Source organism: Enterococcus sp. S86.2 (genome assembly GCF_059834485.2).
In genome coordinates, this window is the sequence record NZ_CM206813.1 from 2150306 (window position 1) to 2175476 (window position 25171).

The following is a 25171-nucleotide window of genomic DNA, read 5'->3' on the forward strand; positions in this document are numbered from 1 at the left end:
ATTGCCTAATCTTCTCCAATAAAAGCGTCTTTAACCCGATGCCAAAAATCCATATGCCGAAATGAAGCAAAATGAATCCGTTCTGTGGCAATTTTATAATAGACGGCTGCAATGTGATCTTTTTGAATATCTAATTGATCGACGGTAATCATGTAATCATTACTATCTTGCAAGCGAATTTCCATCCACTCATCTGCAGCAATAACTAACGGAGATCCCAACGTTCGGAAGACGCGATTATTCAACGAAGCAATTTCTGCTAGTTGAATCGCATTAATACTGGGATGTAACACCGCTCCACCAACACTTTTATTATAAGCAGTTGAACCAGTTGGCGTTGAAATAGATAAACCATCCCCACGAAATCGTTCAAAAAGTTCCCCCTTTAAATAAACGTCTGCTACCATCGTTCGATTCCCGCGTTTGATGGTCGACTCATTTAAAGCTAAAAAGTGTTTGGCAGCTTTACCGTTTTGATATTCAATGCGGATATCTAACAGCGGATAACTAATACTTTCACCACGATTTTTTTTCAAGCTCGTAACCAACTCTGGTATTTCATAGTCACGCCAGTCCGTATAAAACCCTAAATGGCCAGTGTGAACACCAAGAAAACTGACTTTATCTAAAATATGGCTGTAACGATGAAATGCTGAAAGCAAAGTACCATCACCACCAACAGAAATGACAATCTCTGGTCGTTGTTGATCAATGACAATTTCATTTTCTGCTAAAAGTTTTCGTAATTGCCGCTCTGTTTTTTCCGATTGCAGACCATGATTTGAAACGATGGCCACTTTTAAGGTCATTATGTCTCCTCCCGATCAATTGAAGCCTGATAATAACTATCGTCTGACTTGCCTCTGCCGTGGGAAAATAGACGCTGCGCTTCTTGAATTTCTTCCCGAATCGTCGACATCTCTTCATCTAATTGATAGGCTGCTTCGGCCGCTCTTTGCAGGCGAATTTTCATCTCTTCTGGAAATGCCCCTTGATATTTATAATTCAAAGAATGCTCAATCGTCGCCCAAAAATTCATCGCCAATGTCCGGATTTGAATTTCTGCCAAAATAATTTTTTCGCCATTTACTAACTGGACAGGATATTCAATGACCAAATGGTAAGAACGATACCCGCTAGCCTTTTTATTGGTGATATAATCTCTTTCAATAATAACTTTCATATCTTTGCGGTTGCGTAGTAATTGGACAACTTGGTGAATATCTTCCACAAACTGACACATAATTCTAAGCCCCGCGATATCTGACATCTCTTCTTCCAGACGTTCCATGGGAATATGGCGAATCTGGCTTTTTGTGATGATGCTTTCCACTGGTTTAACTCGTCCAGTGACAAATTCAATCGGCACATGTTGATTTTGTTCGCGAAATTGTTTGCGAATCCCCCGCAACTTTACTTTCAATTCTGATACGGTTTGTTCATATGGTGCTAAAAATTTATCCCAATCTCGATCCATAATTATCCCTCAATTTTCTTTAATACATACAAGTTATATTTTACCACAAACCGCCTTAAATCTTTATCCCCTCAAATTGAAAAAATATTCACACAATTCAATCGTATCAATTGCGTATCTTGTCATTTTATGTCAGAATATAAATTCAATGAATTGATAGATGTGAACAAAGCTAGCACATTCGAAACAAAAAGTTCGGAATGGTTCCCCTTTAAAAGAAAATTTGTATCTTCTAAATCTTATTTTCAGAATTTTTACAATCCACTTACTGCTTTTTTATTTTCTACTTTCTTAGAGGATTGTCATTTTTTCAATGCTTTAGCTTGCAGTTTCACACCTGAACACGTAAACTAGTGAGGGATTATTATGAGCCAATCGACTGAGATCGAATTTAAAACAATGTTAAGCGCAACTGACTTCAAGCGCATTATGACGTACTATCACGTTACAGATGAGATGGTCGTAGAACAGACAAATTGTTACTTTGATACCTTTGACAATAAGTTAAAAAATGCCAATGCCGGTTTAAGAATTCGTTTACTCCCTTCTTTTGCTGAAGTGACTTTAAAAACACCACAAAAAGAAGGTCTACTAGAAACCACGGAAAAGTTGACGCTAGCAGAGGCGCAAAAATACTTAACATTACAACAAGTTCCAGCAAATGGACCGGTTGAAGAAAAATTAAAAACGTTACATGTTACATTAAAGGAATTACATATCATCAGTCAGCTAACTACTAAACGAGCTGAATTTGAAATTGACGCTGGTTTGTTGGCATTAGATGAAAGTTTCTATCTACCAGCAGGCCATGACTTTGAATTAGAGTTAGAAGTAAAAGATGCTAAATTAGGACAAGAAGCTTTCACGCAATTATTAAAGACATTGGCAGTTTCTTATATTCCAGCGGAAAATAAAATTAGTCGGAGTCTTAAAAAAAAGCAAAGCTAAAAACTATTTATTTTCATTTTTTCTACGTTTCTGCTAAGTTGAAATAGCCAGAAACGACTCAATTTGTTGGAGGAGATTTAAGTGATTGAAATTTATTTGTTTGTCAATCCATTGGGTGCTATCTGTTTAGGATCAGAAAAGCATCTTTGGAACTTTGTACAAACATCGGAGCAAAAAATCCAATTCAGGCTGATGCCTTTAGTGAATATGCAGACAATTGATGCTGTTTTAACACGTCGCGGTACACCAAAACACGACATTCATGCTAGAAATCAACTTTTTGAAAATACTTATTCAGCTGCTTTAGATGCCAAAGCACTCCAACTGCAAGGCAAAAAGAAAGCACGAGAATTTTTGATGCAAATGCAAGAAGAAGTAGCTTGTAATGGCAAAGAATATAATCATGAACTGGTCATTTCATTGGTTGAAGCTGTTGGTGGCGACGTAGAAATGTTTACAGAAGATCGACAGAGCGACTTAGTCAAAACATTATTCCAAGAAGATCAAAATACCGCTCGTGAGATGGGAATTACCACGCATCCGTCTGCAGTTGTTTACAATTATGCTTGCGAACGCGATTATGGTGTTTTATTAGAAGGCGAAGACGCCTTAGCTGATATCCCGCGCCTGTGCCAAGTCGATCAAGAAAATTATCAAATTTTTCACATTGATGGTTACTTACAGCGTAAAAATGAACGTCGCGTTACCCACGATACCAAGCATTTAAAATTAATGTAACAAAAAAAGTTGCGACAAACGTTAGGTTGACGTTTGTCCCAGCTTTTTTTATTGCTAAAAATAAACAGAGCAGACAATTGCGCAACTGTCTGCTCTGTTTTTATTTTATAATTGAGCTACTAATGTTTCCAATTCACTCAAACGTTCTTCAAACATCTTCATGGCATCTTCAATATAATCAGCTTTTGTCATATCCACACCGGCTTTTTTCATTACTTCAATTGGATAATCACTATTACCAGCCTTCAAATAATTCAAATAATGTTCCAACGCGCCCTCTTCTTTGGTTAAAATTTTCTTCGCCAAGGCAGAAGCGGCAGAAAAGCCCGTCGCATATTGATAAACATAATAGTTGTAGTAAAAATGTGGAATTCGCGCCCATTCCAATTTAATCTCTTCATCTTTTGTTACATCAGGTCCATAATATTTCGCATTTAAATCCCCGTAATAATCATTTAAATACTCACTTGTTAAAGGCGTACCTTTTGCATCCTCAGTATGGATAAAGTGCTCAAATTCAGCAAATTGCGTTTGGCGGAAAATAGTTCCCTTAAAGCCATCTAAATAGTGATTTAAAATATATGCCCGTACTTTCGGGTCTTTTTCAGTCTCTAACAAATATTCTGTCAAAATATTTTCATTGGTTGTAGAGGCGATTTCCGCTAAGAAAATAGAGTAATCTCCGTAAACAAAAGGTTGATTATTACGAGTAAAATAGCTGTGGACACTATGACCCATTTCGTGTACTAAAGTAAATAGTTGGTCTAAGGTATCATGCCAATTCATTAAAATATAAGGAGCTGTATCATAAGCACCAGAAGAATAAGCACCACTACGTTTGCCTTTATTTTCAACCACGTCAATCCAACGACTTGAAAAAGCTTGTTCTACGATTTTATTGTATTCTGGTCCCATCACATGTAAAGCTTCTTTAGCCTTTTCAACCGCTTCTTCATAAGTATAGCGAATTGGCGCTTCTCCTAAAACAGGTGTGTACATATCATACATGTGCAATTCATCAGTTGCGAGTAATTTTTTTCGCAATGCTACATAACGATGTAGTAGTGGTAAATGTTTATTCACAACTTCAACTAAGGTATCATAAACACTTTCTGGAATATGATTATTGCTTAAAGAAGCTTCTCTAGCTGACGTGTATTTTCGTGCTTTTGCTTTAAAATTATGTCCTTTGACATGAGAGCTTAACGTTTGGGCAAACGTATTACGAAATTGGCCATACACACTGTACAATCCTTTAAAAGCAGCTTCTCGCACGCTGCGATCCGTTGCTTCCATTAATTGGCCGTACACACCGTGGGACAATTGAATTTTTTCTCCATCACTGCCTTCAATCGTAGGAAACACGAGATCTGCATTATTTAACACAGAGAAAATATCATCTGCTGCATTAAAAATTTCACTTGCCCCAGCCAATAATTCTTCTTGGTCCGCCGGCAAAACATGGGCACGATTGTCGACCATTTGCGCTACATAATGGCGATAAACTGCCAATTTTGGTTCTTCTTCAAAATAAGACCAAATCTGATCATCTGACAGTGTCAAAACTTCTGGCTCAAACCAAGAAATAGCCGCACTTGCCTCTGCTAATAAACTGCTAGCTCGCGCATATAATCCTTGATAAGTGGTGTTTGCGGTATCTTGATCATTTTTTAAGTGACTGTACACATATAACGTTTCTAATTTGCGATAAATAGCCAAGCAAAACTCCAAAGCCGCTAAGAAAGCCGTAGCATTCGTTGCTAGTGTTCCTTTGTATTTATCCGCTTGTTTTAATTCTTCTTTCAAATCAGCAAAGGCTGTGTCAAAAGCTTGGTCGTCAGCAAAAATTGGAGTTAAATCCCAGGTCAGTTCTGTCGGTAAGCTTTCTCTTGTTGGTAATTGTTTTGTCGCCATAATTGAAACCTCCTGATAGTTACTTAAACGAAAAGTTATCCTCTTCGATTACTTTCTATACTATCACAACTGCCTTTTTTTGGTGGCAAAAAACTTTCTTTTTCCCGACCGGATAAGCGCTGGCATTCCAAATAGATTTCTTTTAAAATTATTTTTTGCGAAACTAAGGGAAAATCCCATTGCCATTTGAGTTGGCTTAGGTCTTTTATCCATTGTTGGCAATTGTTGTTACGCAAATATAAAAAACGCAATAACAACAGCTCATGTTCAAAGAAAAAATGATAACGACTGCTACTATAACACCAAAAAGGTAAATCCAATATATGGCTATAGCGTTGATAAAAAAAATGTTGCAAACGCAAAAAGCGCGGCTGGCGTTGGAATAAGCGTTGGCGCAAAAAACGTTTATACGCGGCATTACGCCAATAGAACTTATTACTTGTTAAAGATGAAACATGGGATGTATAGGAAGTCAAGTTCGTATTTTCTGCAACATTTTGACATTGCCACTGATACCCGCGGTTAAAATCCCAGTTGGCCAAATAATAAAGCCGAAGTTGATTTGCTGCTGTATCCAAATGCCATAAATAGGCTGTCTGTTGCCAATAACAGAAAGCTTTTTGCAACTGACTCAACTGTTGTTGCGGAATAAACCGTTGTCCTACAATCCACCAGGGTTGATAGTGAAAAGACTGATAATTTTTTGTACGGGCTTTTAAACGACTTAAGTCTAAAACAGAGCACTGAAATTCTACGGTTGTTTTATTAACTAACAGGTCTGGTCGCTGTTTTAATTGTGGCAAATAAACTTCTAATTGACTATTTTCTAGTCGTTGATGCAACCAATTTTTGCCGGCAATATGCTCATTTGTCTCACCTTCTGTCACTATTTTGCAGCAGTGTTCTCTCTGATGCGCAAAGTGTGTGCGCTGTTTTTGTCCTTGTTTTAAACAGACGGGCTTTTGACACACGGGACAATGATATTCTTCTTGTTTTTTTGCTTTTAAAGCGGCAACAAGCTCGCCTGCTTTATTTCTGGCAATTAGCATTTATCTCCCCCATAAGAACTTACGCACTATTTAGCTAGGGGCAACAAAAAAAGACCTGGAAAAATCCAGATCTTTTTTATCAAAAGTAACGACGGGTAATTCCTAAAGCATCAAGTTCCATCAAAAGCTTACCGTGTTCGGCTAGCACTTCTGGCGTTACTTGACTCAAACGAGCAAATTCACTTAAGTACGCTAAGTAATCGTCAATTTGATTTTTTAATAAGTATTCATCTGTGAAACGAATTTCCAAGAAATAAAAATGATTCAACTCATAAAGATTACTTACAATTCCTTCGCCCTCAAATTCATGGGCCAATTGAATCATTTGCTCAAAATCTATCATTTCAAAGACGTAATCGCGTTTGATATCCGTTGTTTCTTCTTCTGTCTCTTCGACTTCTTGTAATTGTTCTGCAATATGCTTTTTCAAGAAATCACTCACCTCTTCAGCACTGCCGTCAGCAATTTGTTCCAAATTATTAAATTCTTCATTCGGAATATTCTTACTGATAAATAATTCCAAACCATCACCTTTTGGCAAAACTTGGAAAGTAACAGCTTCACTGCCTTTGAATTCTTCGTTGACATCAACTTCTTCTAAAATACTATAAAAGAAGTTCTCAATTTCATTGTGGTTACCTAATAAATCTAAAAAGGTAATTCCCCGGGCAGCTAAATCTTCGCTTTTAATGAGAACACGAATTGTATTTTCGTTAATATGTTCCATTTCCATCTTAGCTACACCTCGCTTTTCTAACATTATAGCTACATTGTAACGGAACCTTATCAAATGTAAAGAAAAACCTCGTGATTTAGTAAATCTTAAAATAGTTCAAAAAAACGCTGTCTTCAAAATTTTTTTTAGAACCGCTAAAATCCACTAACGGCTTAAAATAGCGTAAAAAAAGACTGCCACAAAATATGTAGCAGTCAAAACTTTTATAATCCAGCCATTAATTGTGCATGCCGTAATTCTAATTGGCGTACTTCGCGTGGTAAGAAACGTCTGATTTCATCTTCATTAAAACCAACTTGTAGACGTTTTTCGTCGATCATAATTGGACGACGTAATAAACCAGGATTGTTTTGTACCAAATCTAGCAATTCTTTTAATGGTAATTCATCTAAATCAATATTCAATTTTTGGAAGACTTTTGACCGAGTAGAAATAATTTCTTCGGTACCATCTTCAGTCATTTGTAAAATCGCTTTTAATTCAGTGATATTCAAAGGTTCTGAAAAAATGTTGCGTTCTACAAAGGGAATTTCGTGCTCTTGCAACCACGCGCGAGCTTTTCTGCACGATGTACAGCTAGGGGAAGTATAAAGTGTCAACAACGTGTATCACTCCTTTTTTATTATATAAGTAATCTCTTTGTGACATCACTTATAATTTCATCTGAGTTTATTATACCTAATTGAAAAAAAAAATACTACCCTTTTCTCAAAAAAAGTTTTAAAAAATTAAAGTTATCTTAATGACACATTCCTAACTTACACACGTTTTCATCGATTTTCACGTTAGAAAGATTAGAATTATCAAATTTAAATGCCATTTACTTGCTTATATATAGCACAGTTTAAAAATGAAAAAAACACTGTAACACAAACAGAAAATTTGTTATATAATTTCTGTAATTTCGTTTTTTAAATTTTGTTGCATTCACAACAATAAAATTGTCTAGACAAATTTATCGGCATTTATCGCCCTTTTTATCCCTGTTTTTTGCAAATACCTAAAAAAAAGATAGTCTCAAATAGAAATCGCGTTATTTTCTTTCTTTTTTTTAGCGGTAATCTGTAATAAATTACTAACAAAAAATCAGTAGTGAGATTGTGAAAATATCATTTGAAAAAAAAGTTTTTTTAATTATTCTTTGAAAAAATCTCTTTTTCAGAAAATTCAGAAACAAAATGATATTGCCCTTTAAATAATTTTTTTTGTCTTATTTCTTTTAAATTAACTTAATTTTTGAGTATTTAGCATTAACTAAAATGACCTTCGTTTTTTTATAATTCCTTCCTTTGTGATTATCACAATTGTTTTTTAAGTAAAAAGAACTGTAATATAATTTTGCCTATTATCAAAAGGTTTGTTCTTAATTAGGTAAAGAAAACCTTTATAAATCAACTTTTTACTCTTTAAAACTGCTATCCTTTTCGTTAGAATGAATCAGGATATTATGAAATTTGCAGAAAATTTGAAGGGAATGGCCTTTTTTGATTAACGCAATTGTTTTTGACGTCGATGACACAATTTATGACCAACAGCAACCTTTTCGCAACGCTGTCCACCGTATTATTCCTTTAGTAACAGATAACGACATGCACGACCTTTACATTCGTTTTCGTTTTCATAGCGACGAAACATTTTGCAAAGTTGCCAAAGGGGAATGGACATTAACGTATATGCGTAACTTACGCATCATGGAGTCTTTAAAGGATTTGGACTATCCACAAATCACAGAGGCCACAGCTTTAGAATTTCAAAAAATTTATGAAGAAGAGTTGGACAATATCGTCATGCACGATGCTGTTTTTGAAACATTAAACTTTTTAAAGGCCCAAAATATTCCAATCAGTATTATCACAAACGGCCCGACTGACCACCAATACAAAAAAGTTATCCAACTAAATCTTTTAAACTGGGTTAAAGAAGATAACGTCATTATTTCACAGGCAACAGGTTTTCAAAAACCTGATCGCGAAATTTTCCAGCTCGCTGAAAAAGAGTTTAATCTTACTGCAGAAAATACATTATATGTCGGAGATAGTTTTGAAAATGATGTTGTTGGCGCTAAAAGCGCTGGCTGGAAATCTTTATGGTTTAATCACCGTAACCGTCAAATTCCAGCTGGAGAGCAAGCAGTTCAAGATATTGAACTGACTTCATTTGCGCAACTAACCCCAACAATTAAGGCAATTTTCGCTGAGTAATCAGCGCTATAAAAAGCAGTTCAAACTCCTTTTACTTTCACATATTAAGCTAAGATTTCAAGAAAGTTCACCTACCTATCATGATGCTTAGTTTGAAAAACTAGTCATGGATAAACTTATCATAAAGCGATTCAGCTTGGTAAAAAATTGATCCTTTTCCCTATTATAAAAAAGGCAGTAAGACTACTTTTTAGTGGTCCTACTGCCTTTTTATTTTACCTGTCGTTCATTTATTCTCCCGCACTTAAAATCATGCGAATATCTGCTTCTGTCAGTTGTTGGAGTTGTGTTTCATTGCCCTGGATAACTTTTTGGAACAATTCCCGTTTGTCTTGTTGCAAGGCATTCATCCGCTCTTCAATAGTTCCTTCTGCAATCATGCGCCACACTTCAACTACTTTTTCTTGACCAATCCGATGAGCGCGCCCGGCCGCTTGTTCTTCTACAGCCGGATTCCACCATAAGTCGTAAAGGATCACCGTATCTGCTCCGGTCAAGTTCAAGCCAGTTCCACCAGCCTTTAGAGAAATCAAAAAGACATCCTTCTCCCCTTTGTTAAAAGCATCTACCATTTCAATCCGATTTTTTGGTGGTGTACTACCCCGCAAATAAAAACTATCATAACCTAATTTAGCTAACTCTTCTTCAATAATTGTCAGCATACCGGTAAATTGCGAGAACAATAAAACCCGCCGGCCATTTTCTTGAGCCGCTTGAATTAGATCTTTTACTTGCTCCAATTTACCCGACGTTCCGGTATAATCGTCAATGAATAATTTCGGATCACAACAAATTTGCCGCAAGCGCGTTAGGCCGGCCAAAATACTGATTCGATTTTTCTTAAAGGCAGCCGCATCCATTTGACTGATTTCTTCGCGCATTTGCCGTAAATATGCCAAATAAATTTTCTTTTGATCTTCGGTTAAGGCACTGTAATAATTGGTTTCCAATTTTTCTGGTAAGTCTTTTAAGACGGTGGCTTTATCCCGTCGTAAAACAAAAGGCTTAATCATTTGGGCAATTTGTTCGGCTGATAATTGGCGATAACGTTGCTGACTTGGGAAAAAGCCTGGCATAATCATTTCAAATAACGACCACAATTCTTCTAAATTATTTTCAATTGGGGTCCCACTCAAAGCAAACCGATTCGGAATAACTAAAGAGCGTAAGGCTTTTGCTGTTTTTGTAGCCGCGTTTTTCACCATTTGAGCTTCATCTAGGATTAATTGGTCTAAAGTTAATTCTTGATAAAGGGCAATATCTTGACGCAAACTAGCGTAAGAGGTGATGTAAATATCCACCGGTTGACTTAAACACTGCATCCGCTCATGCTTATTGCCACCCACCACCACTGCTTTCAAACTTGGGGCAAATTTCTTTAACTCCGCTAACCAGTTGAAAGTTAAACTAGCCGGTGCCACAATCAACGTTGTCCTACTAGCTTTTTCTTGCTTTTCTGATAAAAGATAAGCAATGGTCTGTAATGTTTTCCCTAAACCCATTTCATCGGCCAAAATTCCGCCAAATTGGTAATGAGACAACATTTTTAACCAACGAAAACCCGTTACTTGATAAGGGCGTAAGTCCGCATTTAAACCTTCAGGCAAAGCCACAGGATAGTTTTCAGGATGCGTTAAATCTTTGGCCATTTGGGTAAAGTTATCACTAAACGCGACATTCGCTGTTTTTAGCTGCTCTTGTAAAACCAAACCTTGGTTTAACGGCATTTTTATGACGCCGTCTTGACTATTTGTTTGTCGCAATTTTTGTAAAATCGCGCTGGTTTCTTGAAATTCTGGTGTTTCCAGTGACAATATCTGCCCATTAGTTAGCGTGTAAAAAGCATCTTGATTTAATAAGCTTTGCAAAATATTATCAATTTCTTTTTCACCAATACCTGAGATATCAAAGTGAACATCTAACCAAGAACCATCACTGTCCACTTTAACTTCTGGTTCAATCTTATGGGCATCCAAATACAATTCTCGCAATTTTTTACCCAGCTTAACTGTACCTAGTTGTTGTAAAGTTGGCAGTTCCCGCGTGAAAAAATAATACAGTCCACTGCCAGTCGGCAAATCTTTACTAAAGCCGGTATCATTTTCCACGTAGCCTTGTTGTTGCAACAAATGACGTGCACGATCTTCTTTTTGGTAATCCCTTAGTACCTCGGGCTGATTTTCTTCAACAACATTATGCGTAGCATCGCTGGAGAAGATCGCATTGCCATATGCAAATTGCAATTCAACTGCAACCTGACCTTTTTTCTTGCGCAAGATAAAACTGATTGCTAAATCTTCATCGCTAATATAGCGATAAACTTCTTTTGCAATTGTAACATTCCCGATTTGACGCAATAATGGTAAGACTTGCTTAAATAAAACCGATAATTCCTTTTTGGCATAAGGAATTTCTTTTTTTTCTATTCTTTTTAATAACTGATCCAACGTTAAATAAATTTCTTGTTGGCAACTAGACAATGGGTGAATTTGTTCATCGATTACGCCCCAATGATAATAGTTAAATACTTGATCGTAGTCTTTTTCAATTTCTAAAATGAATTGGTCTTCAACTTTTTTGACGGTAAATTCTAGTGGTAATGTAACGTCAGAAAAGACAATTGGATTTAGTTTCTTTTCATCGTAGGAAAATGTTCCGCCTAAATTTCCTAGCATCGTTAATAATTTTTGGCCCCAACCAATTGGAACCAATAAGTATTTTTTGTCTAATTTGCCATTGACTAAAATTCCAGTTTGCCCCATTAATTGTTGTGTCTGTGCCATTCCCCACAAAACATCTAATGCTTCATTAACGTCTGGGCTAAAAGCAGCTGGTTCAATTAGAAAACTATGCTGTTTATTAATGAGGATTTTTTTATGCTCTGAATAGGCTTGGAGAAATTTATAAATATTTTTTACAATATAATTGCGGGCAACACCCCGCTGGCCAACCTTTAAACTAATCCCAAAAACTGCCAATTCTTTATGATAAGGATTCGTCTCAATTGCTTCTATATTAAACTGTAAACGTAACGGTACTGCCGGCCCTTCTGCTACTGGTAATTTTAATTTGGCAAAACCGTTGGTAAACATTTCTGCTGTTGAAAATTTACTTTTGACTGGAACTTCCATACTGCTCATAAAACGCGTCTTGCCTTGTTGACGCAAAAATAATTCGACTGCCACTGTATGTTTACAATAATGGTGTTCTTCCCAGTAAGGGCACTGACAATAATCTTCTTCTTTGGCAGTAGCATCTAAATCCACCAAATATTCTTCACTACCTAATACAACAGCATGCCAAACTTTATTGGCCGGATCCGGCGTTACTGATAGTACTCTTCCTTCATTGAGGTATGTACGCCCTCGTTCAATCACTTTTTCAGGAATACTCCACTTCACCCAAATCTCTCCCATCTAATATTTGCAAACAGCATAAGCTGTTATTTGTTAAGCTAATTTCACTGCAATCTTACTTTGACCGGCACCATTGGTTTTAACATTTATCTGCCTTACAATCTTTTCTTTTAAGGCTGGTACGTGACTAATAATCCCAATTAACCTTCCTTGTGTTTCGAGTGTACTTAAAGCTTCTAACGCCATTTCCAACGCTTCTTCATCTAGCGAACCAAAACCTTCATCAATAAACAAAGCATCAAGAGCAATGCCACCGGTCTTATTTTGAATGACATCGGCTAAAGATAATGCCAAAGCTAAAGCCGCAATAAAGCTTTCACCACCTGATAATGTTTGAACGCGTCTCACTTGCCCTGCATTGTCATCATATATATCGATATCTAGTCCCTTTTGACCACGACCACCATCGGATTTTTCCGCTAAACTAAATTGATAACGACCATTAGTCAGCTGCTCTAAGCGAACATTGGCTAATGTTAAAATTTCAGCTAAATAAGCTTGTAAAACATAGCGTTCTAAACTAGTTTTATACGTATTTTTCCCGCTCAATACTTGACTTAACTGTTCTATTTCTGCCAATTTAGCCAAAGATTTTTCGTGGGAAGCAAGCAATGTTTTTAACTTTGCCACTAATTGCTCGTTATCTTTTTGCTGTTCTTTTAAAAGTAAAAGCCGTTGTTGGCTTTCACGCAATTGTACTTGCGCGTTTTCATAAGAAACCGCCATTTGGGCAATTTGCGGCATTTCTTGTTCTTTCAAATGTTCTTGTAGCTTTTGTTTTTGCTCTTTTATTAACAATAGCTTATTTTCGTACGTTTTTATTGCTTCTGATACCTCATGTAGTTTTTTTTCGTCTACAAATTGCTCTAGCAGCTGCTTTTTAGAAAGTTCTCGTGGAGAAGACGCTAAGCTTGTTGTAAGTTGTGCGTCTAATTTTTCCACTTCTAGTTGCGCCTCGTGATGATAATCTGATAACTCTTTAATTTGTGCGTAATAGCTTTTGGCCGCGGCTTTTAAATTTTCACCTGTGGTTTGATCTTTTTGCAATTGTGCATTTAGTTTTTTGATTTCGGTTGTGAAAATTTCAATCTGATGACGTAAAACAGGTGCGTCACTTTTACCAACTTGACCTTGTAAACTTTCAACTTCTCCTTTAAGTCGTTCTAGTTGATTAACTTCTTTTTGGTAGCGACTTGTCAAAGTTTGGCGTTCTTCATTTTTCTCGGCCAATTTCACTGCTATTTCAGCTTGTGTTTCACTTGCCTTTTGAATCTCATTGCCTAGTTGTTCTTGTTGCGCAAAAAAACGCGTGATTGCTGTAAATACATCCTCTTTTTCTCCTATTGTCTGTAACAGGGTAAAATCACGAGTAATCTGCTCTTTTAAGTCGGTCATTTCTGCTTGGGTTTTGAGGATTAGCTTTTGAAATTTATCTGCTTCTTGTGTCAATTGTTCTTGTTTTGTATAGTTGCGGGCAAGCGTCTCAGCTAAATCTGCTCTTTTTTCTTCAGCTGCATTTAATAAAGCTTCACTTTCTGTAACCGTCTTTAAAGTCAAATCATGCTGGGCTACCATAGGATGCTCAGTTGCCCCACAAACTGGACAGGCCTCCCCAGAAACTAGATCTAAACTTAATCGGGCAATCATGGCTTTTGCGTAATTGCTTTTTTGCAAACGGTAGTTTTCTTCTGCGTCCTTTAGCTCTGCTTGCAAGTTACGAATCGTAACTTGCAACTTTGTCATTGCATTTTTGGTCAACTGTAACTCTTTGTTTTGAGAAGTTTTTGTTTCAATTAATTTTTCATAATCACGGACTGTTTGCTGTATTTTTGTTAAGGCAGTCATTGTTTTTTGCCACTGGCTGCTTTTTTTTGTGAGCTGTTCTTGCTGACTAAGACTTAGCTGTAAAGTAGCAATAGCTTGATTCAGTATTGTCAGCTCAGCTTGCGTTTTTTCACTAGTAATTTTTTTTGTGGCAAGTATTTGTCGTTGTTGTTCCAATAGTTGGGCTTGGGGAAGTTTCACTTCTAAATTGTGAAGCGACTTTTGCGCTGCCTCTAACTGTGATATCCACGCTGCTACAGTCTTTCTTTGCTCTTGCCAGATTTCCAGTGCTTTCGCATTTTTTTGCGATTCTTTTTTTGCGATGGCTAATTTATCAGCTTGAAGATTGACTTTACTTGCAGCCAATTTAACAGAATTGATCAGCGGCAAGTGTTGTTGGAGCCACAAGAGCCAATTTTGCTCATCTTTTTTTTGTGTTATCACCGTTTTTTCTAAAGCTAGTTTGCTTTCTTCTTCCAAAACTTTTTTTAGTTCATCAAAGCTGCGTTTTAACTCTTCTGCTTGATAGTACTGTTTTTCGGCCGTGTTTTTTTTTGCAGTTAAGTTTGCAACCACTTCGGTTTGGTCGGCGACCTCCTTGACTAATTCTTCTAAATCACCTTGCCAAGCAGTTAGGGTTTCAGTCAAGGTCGAAAAAACAGCAGCAGTTTTAAACCATTTAAAACTATCGACTAAAGCTGCGGCTTGTGTTTGTTTTTCTGCAATACTTTGATTTTTAGCGGCTGCTTGTTCTTTTAACCAAGTTTGCAAATTTTGGTAAATTTCTGTGTCAAACAAGCGTCGTAAAACTTGTTCTTTATCTGTGCTTGAAGCAACGAGAAAATTACGAAATTCACCTTGTGGTAACATGATGATTTTGAAAAACTGGTCTGCGGTTAAGTGTAGTAGTTGATAAAGTTCATAATCGACATTTTTAGTGTATTGTTTTTTTTCGTTTCCTAGTTCGTCATAAATAGTCAGCGTTGTTTTGCCGGCTCTTATGGTGGTACCCGTCCCCCGCTTTTTAGCTACCTCTTGTTCGGGGCGTCGCATCACTTCGTAAAGTAAGCCGCCGTGGCTAAAAGAAAACGTCACTTCCGTTTCTTCTGTCGGCTGCGCAAAAAGGGAACGCATTTCTTTACCACTACGCAATTTACCAGAGGTTTGACCGAATAAAGCAAAGGTCATTCCATCAAAAATTGTTGTTTTTCCAGCACCGGTTTTCCCGCTGACCAAAAACAAGCCCTGGTCTAAAAAAGCCCCAAATTCAACGGTTTCATCCAGATATGGACCAAAATTTTTCATGCGTAAAGTACGTGGCTGCATCGCGGTGGTTTCCTCCTTGTTAAAACAACTTTCATATATATCTAATGAATTGTCCCTAATCTTCTTTGGTTAATTTTTCTACTGCTTGTAACCCTTTTGCTAACCATTTTTCTTGGTTGGCAGTTAAATCTTCGTTGGTCATTTCAGCAAAAAAATCGCTAACGACTTTTTTCGGCGTATCTGCTCTTTTTTTTAGTTGGGTCAGTTGCGCTTTACTTTCAAGCGGATTTACTCGCTCAATCCCCAAGAGTCTGGGGTAGATTACGCGTAATTGATTCATCAAGTTAGGGATAACCCCACGGTCAGTTAATTGAATGTGTAAAAAATCTTCTCTTGCAATTTTTTGATAAAAAGCTGGTGTCAATAATTCTTCATAACTGGCCACAAGCCTTTGTATGTCATGTAACGGAGACAAAGGATAAAATGTGCGGGATAAGTCGCTGGTATCAACGATATAAACACCTTTTGTTTGCTTTTCTTCTGAAATCGCATATTTTAACGGTGCACCACTGTATTGTACTGTCAAATGATTAAGAGCAGAATGATTATGCAAGTGACCCAAGGCAACATAATCAAAATCCTGCAACAAATCTACCGGTACACTATCCAAACCGCCTACCATGATTTTTGTTTCAGAATCACTTTTACTGCTACCAGCTGCAAAAAAATGCGCAACTAATACGTGGCGCATATTTGGCTTAAAGTGGCGCTTCATTTCGGCTATTACGCTTTTGATAGCCTCGGCTAAAGTTTTAATGCCATCGTCTTGAAAGTAAACGCGCGCATTAAAGGGCTCAAAGTATGGCAAAAGAAAAAATTGTGTATCTGCTAGTTCCACCGGTTCAAAAGCTTGCGCCAACTCTGTATGTAAATAAAAATCGGTATGACTAAACCAAGGCGTCCCAAAATTTAGGCGTTCATGACTATCATGGTTACCAGATATGGCCAACAGCGGTAATTTATTTTGCAAGTTAAACGCGATAATTTTTTCATTAAATAAATTGACAGCATCTACTGCTGGTACCGCCCGATCATACAAATCTCCAGCCACTACCACTGCATCAACTTTTTCTGCTAAAGCCAACGATAAAATTTGGTCAATGGCGGCACTTTGTTCTTCTAAGAGATCAAAACCGTTTAATTTTTTGCCAATATGCCAATCTGCCGTGTGTAAAAAACGCAATTTGTACTCCAACCTTTCTAAAAAAGCATCTTCAGACCATTATAACACTTTCAACCCCTTTTCAAAAAGTCACGGCTACTGCTTGTAAAAATGCCTAAAAAAAAGACTTTATCAACAACATCACTTTATTTATGAACAATTAAAATCTCCGTGCAAACTTTAAAAATGAGATAATTCCTTCATTTTTGACTATAAAAAAACCAGCGTAAAATACGCTGGTAAAAAAATTATTTAACAATATATTTAAAATTAGGATCAATGGCGCGATCCAATTGATCAAAGGCTGTTTGAATGCGCGTTTCCACCACCGCCATGCCTTCTTTATCAATTTTTTTCACATCGCTAATATCAATGGGTTCACCAAAACGCATGGTAACTTTTTTTCGTTTTAGCAAATCTTTAAAGGTCAATGGTCCTTGGTAAACACAAGGCACAATCTTAACTTTAGCCATTTTAGCAATGAGTGCCATGCCCCCTTTTAGCTCAGTGGCATGCCGGGTACCACTAGGGAACATAATTAAACTTAGATCAGTATTTTTTAACAACTTTACTGGAGTTTTAATGGCAGAAGGACCCGGTTTTTTGCGGTCAACTGGAAAAGCATTGGCGTGAATTAAAATGAAACGCAAAATAGGATTTTTGAATAATTCTTCCTTCGCCATAAAACTGAATTTTTTCGGTCTCGCGCCGACTGCCATGTACAATGGGTCCCACCAAGTCCTATGAGGTGCAACTAAAATATAATTTTCATTCTGTGGTAATGCAATCTTATTTTGAAATTCAGAATTACCGTTTAGTACAAATAGTAAAAAGCGGACAATGCCCCGCATCATGGTAAAAAACATCTGATCTTCCTCTCTATTTCTCTCATTATCTGCAAGTTGCGTTTTTAATGGGTAAGGAGTAATCCTTCTATTTTGCCCTTACACAAATTATTTCAAATACAACACGGTCTAAGTATGCAAAAAAAAGTATCTTTTGACAAGCTTTTTTTACCAACAGTTGCACCACTTTATCAGTCGAGTATAATACGAGTAGAGATTTTCAATTAAAAAAAATTGCAGGTGTAAATCGTGTTAAATAAAAATGAACGTATTGATGCTTTATACGCAGAAGGAATTAAGATCATTCAAAGTAAAGATGTCTTTTCTTTTTCCATCGATGCCGTCTTACTGGCAAACTTTCCCAATATTCCCAAGCGAGGTAAAATTGTTGATCTCTGTGCTGGCAACGGGGCGGTTGGTCTTTTTGTCAGTCATAAAACAAATGCCAAAATTGATCAAATCGAAATTCAACCCCGCTTAGCGGATATGGCACAACGCAGTATCGCTTTAAACCATTTGGAAGAACAGCTAAAAGTCTATGAACTAAATTTAAAAGATAGCTTATCGGTTATAAAAAAAGATTCGGTAGAACTGGTCTTGTGCAACCCCCCTTATTTTAAAAACCTAGCGACAAATGAAAAAAATCCTAATCCCCATTTGGCCATTGCCCGCCATGAAATCCACGCGACACTAGAAGACGTCATTGACGTCTCCAGCCAAATGCTAAAGATGAATGGACGCTTGGCTTTAGTCCATCGACCTGATCGTTTTTTAGAAATTTTAGAATTGATGCAGGCCTATCGCATCGCGCCAAAGCGCGTTCAATTTGTCTACCCTAAAGCCAATAAAGATGCAAATATTGTTTTAGTTGAAGGAATAAAAAATGGTAAAAAAGACGGATTTAAAATTTTGCCACCACTAACCGTATATTCCAAAACAAATGAATATACCCCAGCTATTAAGGCGATGCTTTATGGCCAATAAGCATTATTTTTATGTTCTCTTATGCCGAGATAATACTTTTTATGCCGGCTATACGACAGATTTGACCCGCCGCTTAAAAGAACATAATGACGGCGTTGGTGCCAAGTATACCCGGCTAAAAAAAAGACGACCACTACAAATGGTGCATGCAGAAGTCTTTTTTGATCGCAGTAGTGCAACTAAAGCTGAAGCTGCCTTTAAAAAGTTAAGCCGACTACAAAAAGAAGCCTATTTAAAAGCCCATCAAAAGCAAAATCAACTTTAACTAAATCGTCTAAAAAAGGGTTCTCTTTTTGCTGGAGGACCCTTTTATGGTACCATCAAAAATGAAAGCGGCAACAAAAAGGAGGATAACTATGAAAAAGGTCGGTTTGATATTCGTTGGTTTGGCGTTAGTGATTTCTTTTTCGTCCAGCACTTTAGCAGCAACAACAAACACGAGTATGCAAGAAGAAGTAACAGAAACAATCACTAGCACCACAAAAGAGACAAGTCCCTCGTTACATAATGAACCTATCGCAACAACAGACAGAAAAGATGAAGCACAACTGCAAAAAAAGAACACCGCCCCTGCGTTTTATACAACAGCCAGTGAAAAGAAATACTTTACCATTACAACGCCAAATGATAACTTTTGGACAGATTTCACAGCAACACCAGCAGGAATAACAAAAAATTATTTCCAGCAGACTTTCCAAATTTTAAGTAAAATCACCACTTTTGATGATAAAGTCTATTACAAATTGCAAGGTCAAACCATATTTTATGTCTTAGCTACTAGCGGTGTCCTAAGTGATAGTCCACTGGGATTGCCTCAACCTAAAATTCAGTATCTCACCTTCAAAAATGCCACAACATATTGGGGAGATAACACCTTACAAAATGGACAGTCAACCAATCCTTTGACACTGAAAACTTGGCAAAGTCGCAATACTTACCTTCATGCCGACGGTGAGAAATATTTTGATTTATATTCAAATAAAGGAAATTTCGTTGGCTTCATTAAAGCCAGTAGTACCAATATCACCTCAATTGCAGGAACTGCGATTAAACAGCAAAAATATGTAACCTTAACCGCTACAAATTATCCTTTTTTGCAATCTTGGATTCAGAGCACCCCACAAACGACTAAAAAATATTATCAGCAGTCCTTTTTAGTAAAAGAGTTATACCACCATTTTGACGGCAATGATTATTACAGCCTTTACCAACTTAAAGGCGGCAAGCAAGTACGAGTCGGATTTACCAATGTCAAAGCAACCACAACTGCCCCCGGTGGACAAGGAGTTTACCAAAAATTAGGCAAATACGTTACCATTACCAATAAAAATTATCAAATTCATCAAAATTTCAACTGGAAATATCGCAATAAAACTAGAAATCTTTACGGCAAAACATTTTTGGCTCGCGGTCTTTATCGCCATGTTAATGGCGCAACTTATTACACACTTTATAATCAAAAAGGCAACTGGATTGGCTATTTAAATAGTGCCGCCACAAAAATAGCAGCCGGTCCTCAAGGCATTTATCAAAAGTGGGGTAAGAGCGTTGTTTTAACCAACAAAAATCAACCATTATGGCAAAATTTTAAATGGCAAAAGAAAAATACAAGTCAAAAGCTAATGGGCAGTCTGTATGTTGCTAAAGGCTACTACGAGCACGCAAATGGAGCTCGCTATTTAAGTCTTTATACCCAATCTGGCAAATGGCAAGGATACATTAATGCTGGTGCCACAAAACAAGCAACTTCCAAAGCCCAAAAATTAAAACAGGTGCAACAATTACTCAATCGTAAATATAAAAATAAAAATTTAGGCATTTATGTGATGAGTTTAACCGACGGTAGCGTGGCCCAAATAAATGGAAATAAAAATTTTCATGCGGCCAGCACCGGCAAATTACCGGCTTTGTATTATACGCAAAAGCAAATCAATGCCAAAAAGTTAAATCCTTATAAAAAATATCGTTACACCGATGCGATCAATAAAATGTCTTTATCTTATATGCGGGGCGGAGCTGGCATTTTACAATCCAAACGTTTTGGTAACTATTATTCTTTAGATACAATTATGAACTGGACTTGTAAGTATTCAGATAATCAAGGTGCTAATTTCTTAGGCTATTATGGAGCTGATAAATATAGTCAAAAAATGAAAAACGAAATTAGTAGTATCATCGGCCGCAAATGGACGCGTTTTAGTGTGATTAATGCCAAAGAAAATACGCGTCTTTTAAAAGCTATATATTTTGAAGGAGGCAAGGTGCTGACTTATCTTTCCCATACAACCTATGATAGTCAGCGTTTGCCAAAATATTTGCCAGTGCGGGTGGCTCATAAAATTGGTGATCTCGGCGGCTATGCTCACGATTGTGGCATTGTCTATACAAAAGAACCTTATGTTATTAGTGTAATGACACAAGGTACCGGCTATGAGATTATCTCGCGTATTTCAAAAGATGTCTATCAAATCATGAAATAGAAAATACCCAAAGGACTTTAGCAAAGACAAAATACCGTCTTTTACCTAAATATCCTTTGGGTATTTTATTGTCCCAAACTTCCTACGAAAACCCCCAGAAAGCTTAAAAATAAGCCGCCACCATAAGAAATAGCAAAATAGCGATAAAAAAGTTTAGGTTTTGCCTGCCACAAAGTTAATAATTCAAAATTAAAGGTAGAAAAAGTCGTGTATCCGCCCATCATACCAGTTCCCAAAAACAAATATGCGGCATCACTTAAATGCAAGCCAGAAAATACTCCTAAGATAAAAGCACCTGTTAAATTAATAATTTGGGTCGCCCACGGATACGGATGGGGTCGCTTTTCAAAAAAACGATTAATAAAAAAGCGTGCCATAGCACCTAACGCAGCTCCCAAACCAACCAGTAGCATATTCATTTTAAGTCCTCCTTATGAGGCTTTGGGCGCCATACTTTTTCTCCTAGATAGGCCATTAAAATTCCACCAAAAATGGATACAGTTAAATAAAGTCCCGCCAATAAAACGTTTGTTTCAAAAAGTTTTACCGTATCTAAAGCAAAGGAAGAAAATGTTGTAAAGGCACCAAAAAAGCCAGTACCCACGCCTAAAATTAACCGGCCATTGACATCTTGATCGGCCATAATGTGTTTTACTAACCAGCTAAACAAAAAACAGCCCAATAAATTGGCCACCAAGGTTCCTAGCGGAAAGCCATTGACTGCGGGTAAACTTAAACCCAATAAATAGCGTGCATTGCCACCAAAAAACGCAAAGAAAGCTACAATTATGTAATCCACTCAAATGCCCCCTCTTCAAAAAAAGTTTTGCTATTAAAAAAGTAGCACAAAAAAACCAAGAGTAAAAGTTGCACCTCTTGGTTTTCATTTCAATTATTTTGCACGTTTGATATACGTACCTTCAGCCGTGTTAATTTCTAAGCTTTCACCGGCTTCAATAAAATCTGGTACGTTAACAACTAAGCCTGTTTCCATTGTTGCCGGTTTACCAGAGCCAGTTACAGTTGCACCTTTAATTGAAGGCTGTGTTTCTGTAACAACTAAGACAACAGTTGTTGGTAATTGCACCCCAATTACTTCAGAACCGAAGAATTGAATTTTAACTTCCATATTTTCCAACAAGTATTTCATTTCTTCTGCAATTGTTTCAACTGGAATTTCATATTGTTCATATGTTTCCAAATCCATGAAGAAGGCTGTATCATCCATTGTATATAAATATTGCACAGGTTTTGTATCGATGTGTGCTTTTTCAAATTTTTCATCAGGACGTAAAGTTGTGTCATATGTCGCACCAGTTCGAACATCGCGAAGTTTCATTCGCATTACCGTGTTTCCTTTACCTGGTTTATGATGACTCGCATCTAAAACTTTGATCAATTTACCGTCTTGGACAAATGTCATCCCTGCCCGTAAGTCGCTTGCTGCAATCATTGTCTAAATCCTTCTTTCTTGTTATAAAATTCTTTTTCATTGTAGCAAACAAGACGCGTTTATGCTAGTTTTAGCCAAAATTCTCATTTAGCCTCTTTTTATTTTCTAACGTAGTTGGGATCGTATTCGTCTGTTTCGATATAAATATAGGCTTTTTTATCTGGCAGACTTTGACGAATTTGGCGCTCGATCTCATTTACAACCCTATAACTATGGGCTTCTGCTTCATCAACGATGTCAATTTTTGCGGCAATCATAATTTCTGTTGGCCCCAAATGCACAGTCTTAATATCAATCAGACGTTTTACTTCTGTGCGCGAAAAGGCTGCTTTAATCTTTTTCAAATCACTAGCAGTAACGCTTTCGCCAATAATTAGACTATAAAATTCCCGTGCTAGAAAAATTGCAGCGAACATTAACAATAGACCGATTAATAACCCGCTTAAAGCATCAAATAGTGCATTGCCGGTTACCATGGTTAAAATAGTTCCCAATAAAGCTATTACTAAACCAATCACTGCACAAAAATCTTCGGTAAAAATAATTAAAATTTCGCTGTGACGGCTTTCTCTTAAAAAGCGAAATAACGGTAACTTCTCTTCATTCAATTCCTTAATTTCTTTAAAGGCAATGCGTAGTGAACTCCCTTCTACTGCCATCCCAAAAATTAAAATGATAATCACAAGCCATTGGTTACCAACTTCGTGAGCCGGATGAAAAAGCTTTTCCATTGCTTCCATCACACCTAAAGCACCACCACCAAAGAAAAGCATCATCGCTACAATGGTACTAAAAAAATACTTTGCTCGCCCCTCACCAAACTGATGCAACTGGCTGACCGGACGTGCCGCCCACTTATCCCCGATTAGCAATAGCGCTTGATTGCTACAATCGACGACACTATGAATACTCTCGTTTAACATTGCGGCACTCCCGCTTAACAAGTAGCCGACAAATTTACTAATCGCCACTAATATATTGGCGACTAAAGCAGCAATTACGGCCATCATCCCTTGATTTGTTTCTTTTTCCATTTTTCTCATTCCTTTTTTTAATTAATTGAAGTCTCTTCTTTATTATAAAGAAACTAGCAATTTAGCAAAAACAATAGCGCTTTTAAAACAAAATATTCTACAAATACTCGCAATTTTTCTACAATAGTTTTAGGAAGTGATTAAATGGAAACTTTAACTAGCAGTTTTATTTTGCCAAAAACAGCAAAACTCGATGACAACCAGCAAAATGTAGTCCGCAAAATTTTAGATTTTAGTGCAACAAATATTCCTTGCGACAAAACAGCTGTCTTTGTTTTAAGTGGTGAGGCTGGCGCGGGAAAAAGTATTGTTTTAGCCAGCGCCTTTGAAAAGCTGCAAAAACTAAGTCGGCAACCTAACACCGCCTTTAGCGGTTTTGACAATAAATTATTGGTCAATCACAACGAAATGTTGAAGATCTATAAAGAATTAGCCCAGCAATCTACTTATTTATACAAAAAAGATTTCATGAAACCAACACCTTTTATTAACCACTATCAAAAGGAGCATAAAAAAGCTGAGATTATCATGATTGATGAGGGGCATCTCTTATTGAGTAAGTCAGATCCATTTAATAAATTTCAACAGACAAATCAATTAGTCGAAATTATGAAATTAGCCAAGGTCGTTATTTTAGTTTTTGATTTTGCACAAGTAATAAAATTGAAAAGCTATTGGCAACCTAACTGGTTAAAAAGTCTATTAAAGGACTACCCTACCCAATATTATTACTTAGATCAGCAATATCGGCTCCAGGATGCCAAAGTGACAGACTGGATTAATGCCTTTGTAAAGGGGCATTTAGTCCCAAAACCAACAACAAAAAACTTTGAGTTAGAATTTTTTGCCGATGGGCTGTCTCTTTACGAGAAAATCAAAACTAAAAATCAGCAATTTGGCCTATCCCGATTACTAGCTACTACTGATTTCCCCTTCACTGTCTTGGATGATAAAAAATGGTTTGTAACCGCCGGAAATTTGAAACTTCCCTGGGACAAACTTAATTTTACCGATCGCCCTTGGGCAGAACGCCCCGAAACTATTAATGAAGTCGGCTCGATTTACACGATCCAAGGCTTTGATTTAAATTATGCCGGAGTCATCTTAGGACCGAGCGTAAAATATGATGAAGCAGAGGAAAAAATTTACATTGACAGTAATCTTTACGAAGATCATGAAGCCTTTAAAACCAGAACAGATGTTGCTTCATTAGCAAAAGCAAAAAATGAGATTGTCGCAAACAGCATCAATATTTTATTCAAACGCGGAAAATTTGGTTTATATATTTATGCTACCGATGCTACTCTCAGAAAACATTTACTTGCATTAAAGAACACGAAAATATAAAACTGGCACTTACTGAGATATTTTCAAGCTAAATTTTAAAATGATTTAGTTTGTCATACCTGATACGGTCAAAAATGATAGCAAATAAACCAGACAGCATTTGATAAACAGGAATAATAAATGGACCTTTTGTTTCAAAATTGCGCGCCAAAATAATAATACTCCACCATATTTATTTCATTAAATTTAGCAAGTAAAAAAAAGAATATTGATAGCACAAAAAAAGCGAGCCGACCT

General features: G+C 36.8%; 21 protein-coding genes. 7 read left to right on the forward strand and 14 right to left on the reverse strand.

Features of this window, described 5'->3' with window-relative positions; translation table 11 throughout:
* Window positions 1-5 precede the first annotated feature (5 nt).
* Both AC6R0T_RS10210 and yjbM read right to left on the reverse strand, forming a co-directional pair.
* Window positions 6-809, reverse strand: coding sequence for an NAD kinase (locus tag AC6R0T_RS10210; RefSeq protein ID WP_206904541.1), 804 nt, complete (start codon window positions 807-809; stop codon window positions 6-8).
* The gene (gene yjbM, locus AC6R0T_RS10215) at window positions 809-1477 is read right to left on the reverse strand and encodes a GTP diphosphokinase (RefSeq protein WP_071864506.1); all 669 of its coding nucleotides are present in this window, start codon (window positions 1475-1477) and stop codon (window positions 809-811) included. Before yjbM ends, AC6R0T_RS10210 begins: the two co-directional genes overlap by 1 nt.
* A 366-nt stretch (window positions 1478-1843) precedes the next feature.
* Between yjbM and AC6R0T_RS10220 the strand changes: the two genes are divergently transcribed.
* Both AC6R0T_RS10220 and AC6R0T_RS10225 read left to right on the forward strand, forming a co-directional pair.
* Window positions 1844-2425 (forward strand): CYTH domain-containing protein, encoded by a 582-nt coding sequence (locus AC6R0T_RS10220; RefSeq protein ID WP_303754562.1) that lies wholly within the window; start codon window positions 1844-1846, stop codon window positions 2423-2425.
* A gap of 81 nt (window positions 2426-2506) precedes the next feature.
* Entirely contained in the window at window positions 2507-3163 is a 657-nt protein-coding gene (locus AC6R0T_RS10225; RefSeq protein WP_206904529.1) for a DsbA family protein, read from the forward strand.
* A 105-nt stretch (window positions 3164-3268) separates the two neighbouring features.
* Here the strand turns inward: AC6R0T_RS10225 and pepF are convergent, their stop codons facing one another.
* The 4 genes from pepF to spxA all read right to left on the reverse strand — a co-directional run bounded on the left by pepF (window position 3269) and on the right by spxA (window position 7464).
* A complete protein-coding gene (gene pepF, locus AC6R0T_RS10230) occupies window positions 3269-5080 on the reverse strand; it encodes an oligoendopeptidase F (protein WP_303754757.1) in 1812 nt (603 codons plus the stop codon).
* Between the two features lie 32 nt (window positions 5081-5112).
* Window positions 5113-6126, reverse strand: a complete 1014-nt coding sequence (locus tag AC6R0T_RS10235; protein ID WP_303754561.1) for a competence protein CoiA — start codon at window positions 6124-6126, stop codon at window positions 5113-5115.
* 79 nt (window positions 6127-6205) lie between these two features.
* Window positions 6206-6859, reverse strand: a complete 654-nt coding sequence (locus tag AC6R0T_RS10240; RefSeq protein ID WP_206904572.1) for an adaptor protein MecA — start codon at window positions 6857-6859, stop codon at window positions 6206-6208.
* A gap of 206 nt (window positions 6860-7065) precedes the next feature.
* Window positions 7066-7464, reverse strand: coding sequence for a transcriptional regulator SpxA (spxA, locus tag AC6R0T_RS10245; RefSeq protein ID WP_173103569.1), 399 nt, complete (start codon window positions 7462-7464; stop codon window positions 7066-7068).
* 882 nt (window positions 7465-8346) lie between these two features.
* Here spxA and AC6R0T_RS10250 point away from each other — a divergent pair.
* Window positions 8347-9063, forward strand: coding sequence for an HAD family hydrolase (locus tag AC6R0T_RS10250; protein WP_206904520.1), 717 nt, complete (start codon window positions 8347-8349; stop codon window positions 9061-9063).
* 230 nt (window positions 9064-9293) lie between these two features.
* Here the strand turns inward: AC6R0T_RS10250 and AC6R0T_RS10255 are convergent, their stop codons facing one another.
* From AC6R0T_RS10255 to AC6R0T_RS10270, 4 genes are all read right to left on the reverse strand, one after another.
* Entirely contained in the window at window positions 9294-12464 is a 3171-nt protein-coding gene (locus tag AC6R0T_RS10255; RefSeq protein ID WP_303754560.1) for an SNF2 helicase associated domain-containing protein, read from the reverse strand.
* A gap of 48 nt (window positions 12465-12512) precedes the next feature.
* Window positions 12513-15629, reverse strand: a complete 3117-nt coding sequence (locus tag AC6R0T_RS10260) for an SbcC/MukB-like Walker B domain-containing protein (protein ID WP_303754559.1) — start codon at window positions 15627-15629, stop codon at window positions 12513-12515.
* 55 nt (window positions 15630-15684) lie between these two features.
* On the reverse strand, window positions 15685-16812 hold the full coding sequence (locus AC6R0T_RS10265; RefSeq protein WP_303754558.1) for an exonuclease SbcCD subunit D: 1128 nt from the start codon (window positions 16810-16812) through the stop codon (window positions 15685-15687).
* Between the two features lie 227 nt (window positions 16813-17039).
* Window positions 17040-17657 carry a lysophospholipid acyltransferase family protein gene (locus AC6R0T_RS10270; RefSeq protein WP_206904511.1) on the reverse strand — a complete coding sequence of 206 codons (618 nt, stop codon included), beginning with the start codon at window positions 17655-17657 and terminating at the stop codon, window positions 17040-17042.
* A gap of 228 nt (window positions 17658-17885) precedes the next feature.
* On the opposite strand from AC6R0T_RS10270, the gene AC6R0T_RS10275 reads away from it, so the two are divergent.
* From AC6R0T_RS10275 to AC6R0T_RS10285, 3 genes are all read left to right on the forward strand, one after another.
* Complete coding sequence (locus tag AC6R0T_RS10275) at window positions 17886-18620, forward strand: tRNA1(Val) (adenine(37)-N6)-methyltransferase (protein ID WP_206904509.1); 735 nt, start codon at window positions 17886-17888, stop codon at window positions 18618-18620.
* Entirely contained in the window at window positions 18610-18885 is a 276-nt protein-coding gene (locus AC6R0T_RS10280; protein WP_303754557.1) for a GIY-YIG nuclease family protein, read from the forward strand. The genes AC6R0T_RS10275 and AC6R0T_RS10280 overlap by 11 nt, the downstream gene beginning before the upstream one ends.
* Window positions 18886-18976: 91 nt before the next feature.
* Window positions 18977-21100, forward strand: a complete 2124-nt coding sequence (locus AC6R0T_RS10285; protein ID WP_303754556.1) for a serine hydrolase — start codon at window positions 18977-18979, stop codon at window positions 21098-21100.
* A 65-nt stretch (window positions 21101-21165) separates the two neighbouring features.
* Here the strand turns inward: AC6R0T_RS10285 and AC6R0T_RS10290 are convergent, their stop codons facing one another.
* The 4 genes from AC6R0T_RS10290 to AC6R0T_RS10305 all read right to left on the reverse strand — a co-directional run bounded on the left by AC6R0T_RS10290 (window position 21166) and on the right by AC6R0T_RS10305 (window position 23587).
* Entirely contained in the window at window positions 21166-21519 is a 354-nt protein-coding gene (locus AC6R0T_RS10290; protein ID WP_206904501.1) for a fluoride efflux transporter FluC, read from the reverse strand.
* Window positions 21516-21899 (reverse strand): fluoride efflux transporter FluC, encoded by a 384-nt coding sequence (locus AC6R0T_RS10295; RefSeq protein WP_303754555.1) that lies wholly within the window; start codon window positions 21897-21899, stop codon window positions 21516-21518. Before AC6R0T_RS10295 ends, AC6R0T_RS10290 begins: the two co-directional genes overlap by 4 nt.
* Before the next feature lie 93 nt (window positions 21900-21992).
* The gene (gene efp / locus AC6R0T_RS10300; protein WP_206904491.1) at window positions 21993-22553 is read right to left on the reverse strand and encodes an elongation factor P; all 561 of its coding nucleotides are present in this window, start codon (window positions 22551-22553) and stop codon (window positions 21993-21995) included.
* Window positions 22554-22651: 98 nt separating this feature from the next.
* Window positions 22652-23587, reverse strand: coding sequence for a cation diffusion facilitator family transporter (locus tag AC6R0T_RS10305; protein WP_303754554.1), 936 nt, complete (start codon window positions 23585-23587; stop codon window positions 22652-22654).
* Between the two features lie 144 nt (window positions 23588-23731).
* Here AC6R0T_RS10305 and AC6R0T_RS10310 point away from each other — a divergent pair, with 144 nt between their 5' ends.
* Window positions 23732-24934 carry a DUF2075 domain-containing protein gene (locus tag AC6R0T_RS10310; RefSeq protein WP_303754553.1) on the forward strand — a complete coding sequence of 401 codons (1203 nt, stop codon included), beginning with the start codon at window positions 23732-23734 and terminating at the stop codon, window positions 24932-24934.
* The last annotated feature ends 237 nt before the right edge of the window (window positions 24935-25171 follow it).

What these genes read in the sequence shown, in the direction of transcription:
- AC6R0T_RS10240 (WP_206904572.1), bottom strand. Translation starts at nt 6,859, where the DNA reads ATGGAAATGGAACATATTAACGAAAATACAATTCGTGTTCTCATTAAA.
- AC6R0T_RS10305 (WP_303754554.1), bottom strand. Translation starts at nt 23,587, where the DNA reads ATGGAAAAAGAAACAAATCAAGGGATGATGGCCGTAATTGCTGCTTTA.
- AC6R0T_RS10310 (WP_303754553.1), top strand. Translation starts at nt 23,732, where the DNA reads ATGGAAACTTTAACTAGCAGTTTTATTTTGCCAAAAACAGCAAAACTC.
- yjbM (WP_071864506.1), bottom strand. Translation starts at nt 1,477, where the DNA reads ATGGATCGAGATTGGGATAAATTTTTAGCACCATATGAACAAACCGTA.
- AC6R0T_RS10220 (WP_303754562.1), top strand. Translation starts at nt 1,844, where the DNA reads ATGAGCCAATCGACTGAGATCGAATTTAAAACAATGTTAAGCGCAACT.
- efp (WP_206904491.1), bottom strand. Translation starts at nt 22,553, where the DNA reads ATGATTGCAGCAAGCGACTTACGGGCAGGGATGACATTTGTCCAAGAC.
- AC6R0T_RS10290 (WP_206904501.1), bottom strand. Translation starts at nt 21,519, where the DNA reads ATGAATATGCTACTGGTTGGTTTGGGAGCTGCGTTAGGTGCTATGGCA.
- AC6R0T_RS10235 (WP_303754561.1), bottom strand. Translation starts at nt 6,126, where the DNA reads ATGCTAATTGCCAGAAATAAAGCAGGCGAGCTTGTTGCCGCTTTAAAA.
- AC6R0T_RS10285 (WP_303754556.1), top strand. Translation starts at nt 18,977, where the DNA reads ATGAAAAAGGTCGGTTTGATATTCGTTGGTTTGGCGTTAGTGATTTCT.
- AC6R0T_RS10210 (WP_206904541.1), bottom strand. Translation starts at nt 809, where the DNA reads ATGACCTTAAAAGTGGCCATCGTTTCAAATCATGGTCTGCAATCGGAA.
- AC6R0T_RS10270 (WP_206904511.1), bottom strand. Translation starts at nt 17,657, where the DNA reads ATGTTTTTTACCATGATGCGGGGCATTGTCCGCTTTTTACTATTTGTA.
- AC6R0T_RS10280 (WP_303754557.1), top strand. Translation starts at nt 18,610, where the DNA reads ATGGCCAATAAGCATTATTTTTATGTTCTCTTATGCCGAGATAATACT.
- AC6R0T_RS10260 (WP_303754559.1), bottom strand. Translation starts at nt 15,629, where the DNA reads ATGCAGCCACGTACTTTACGCATGAAAAATTTTGGTCCATATCTGGAT.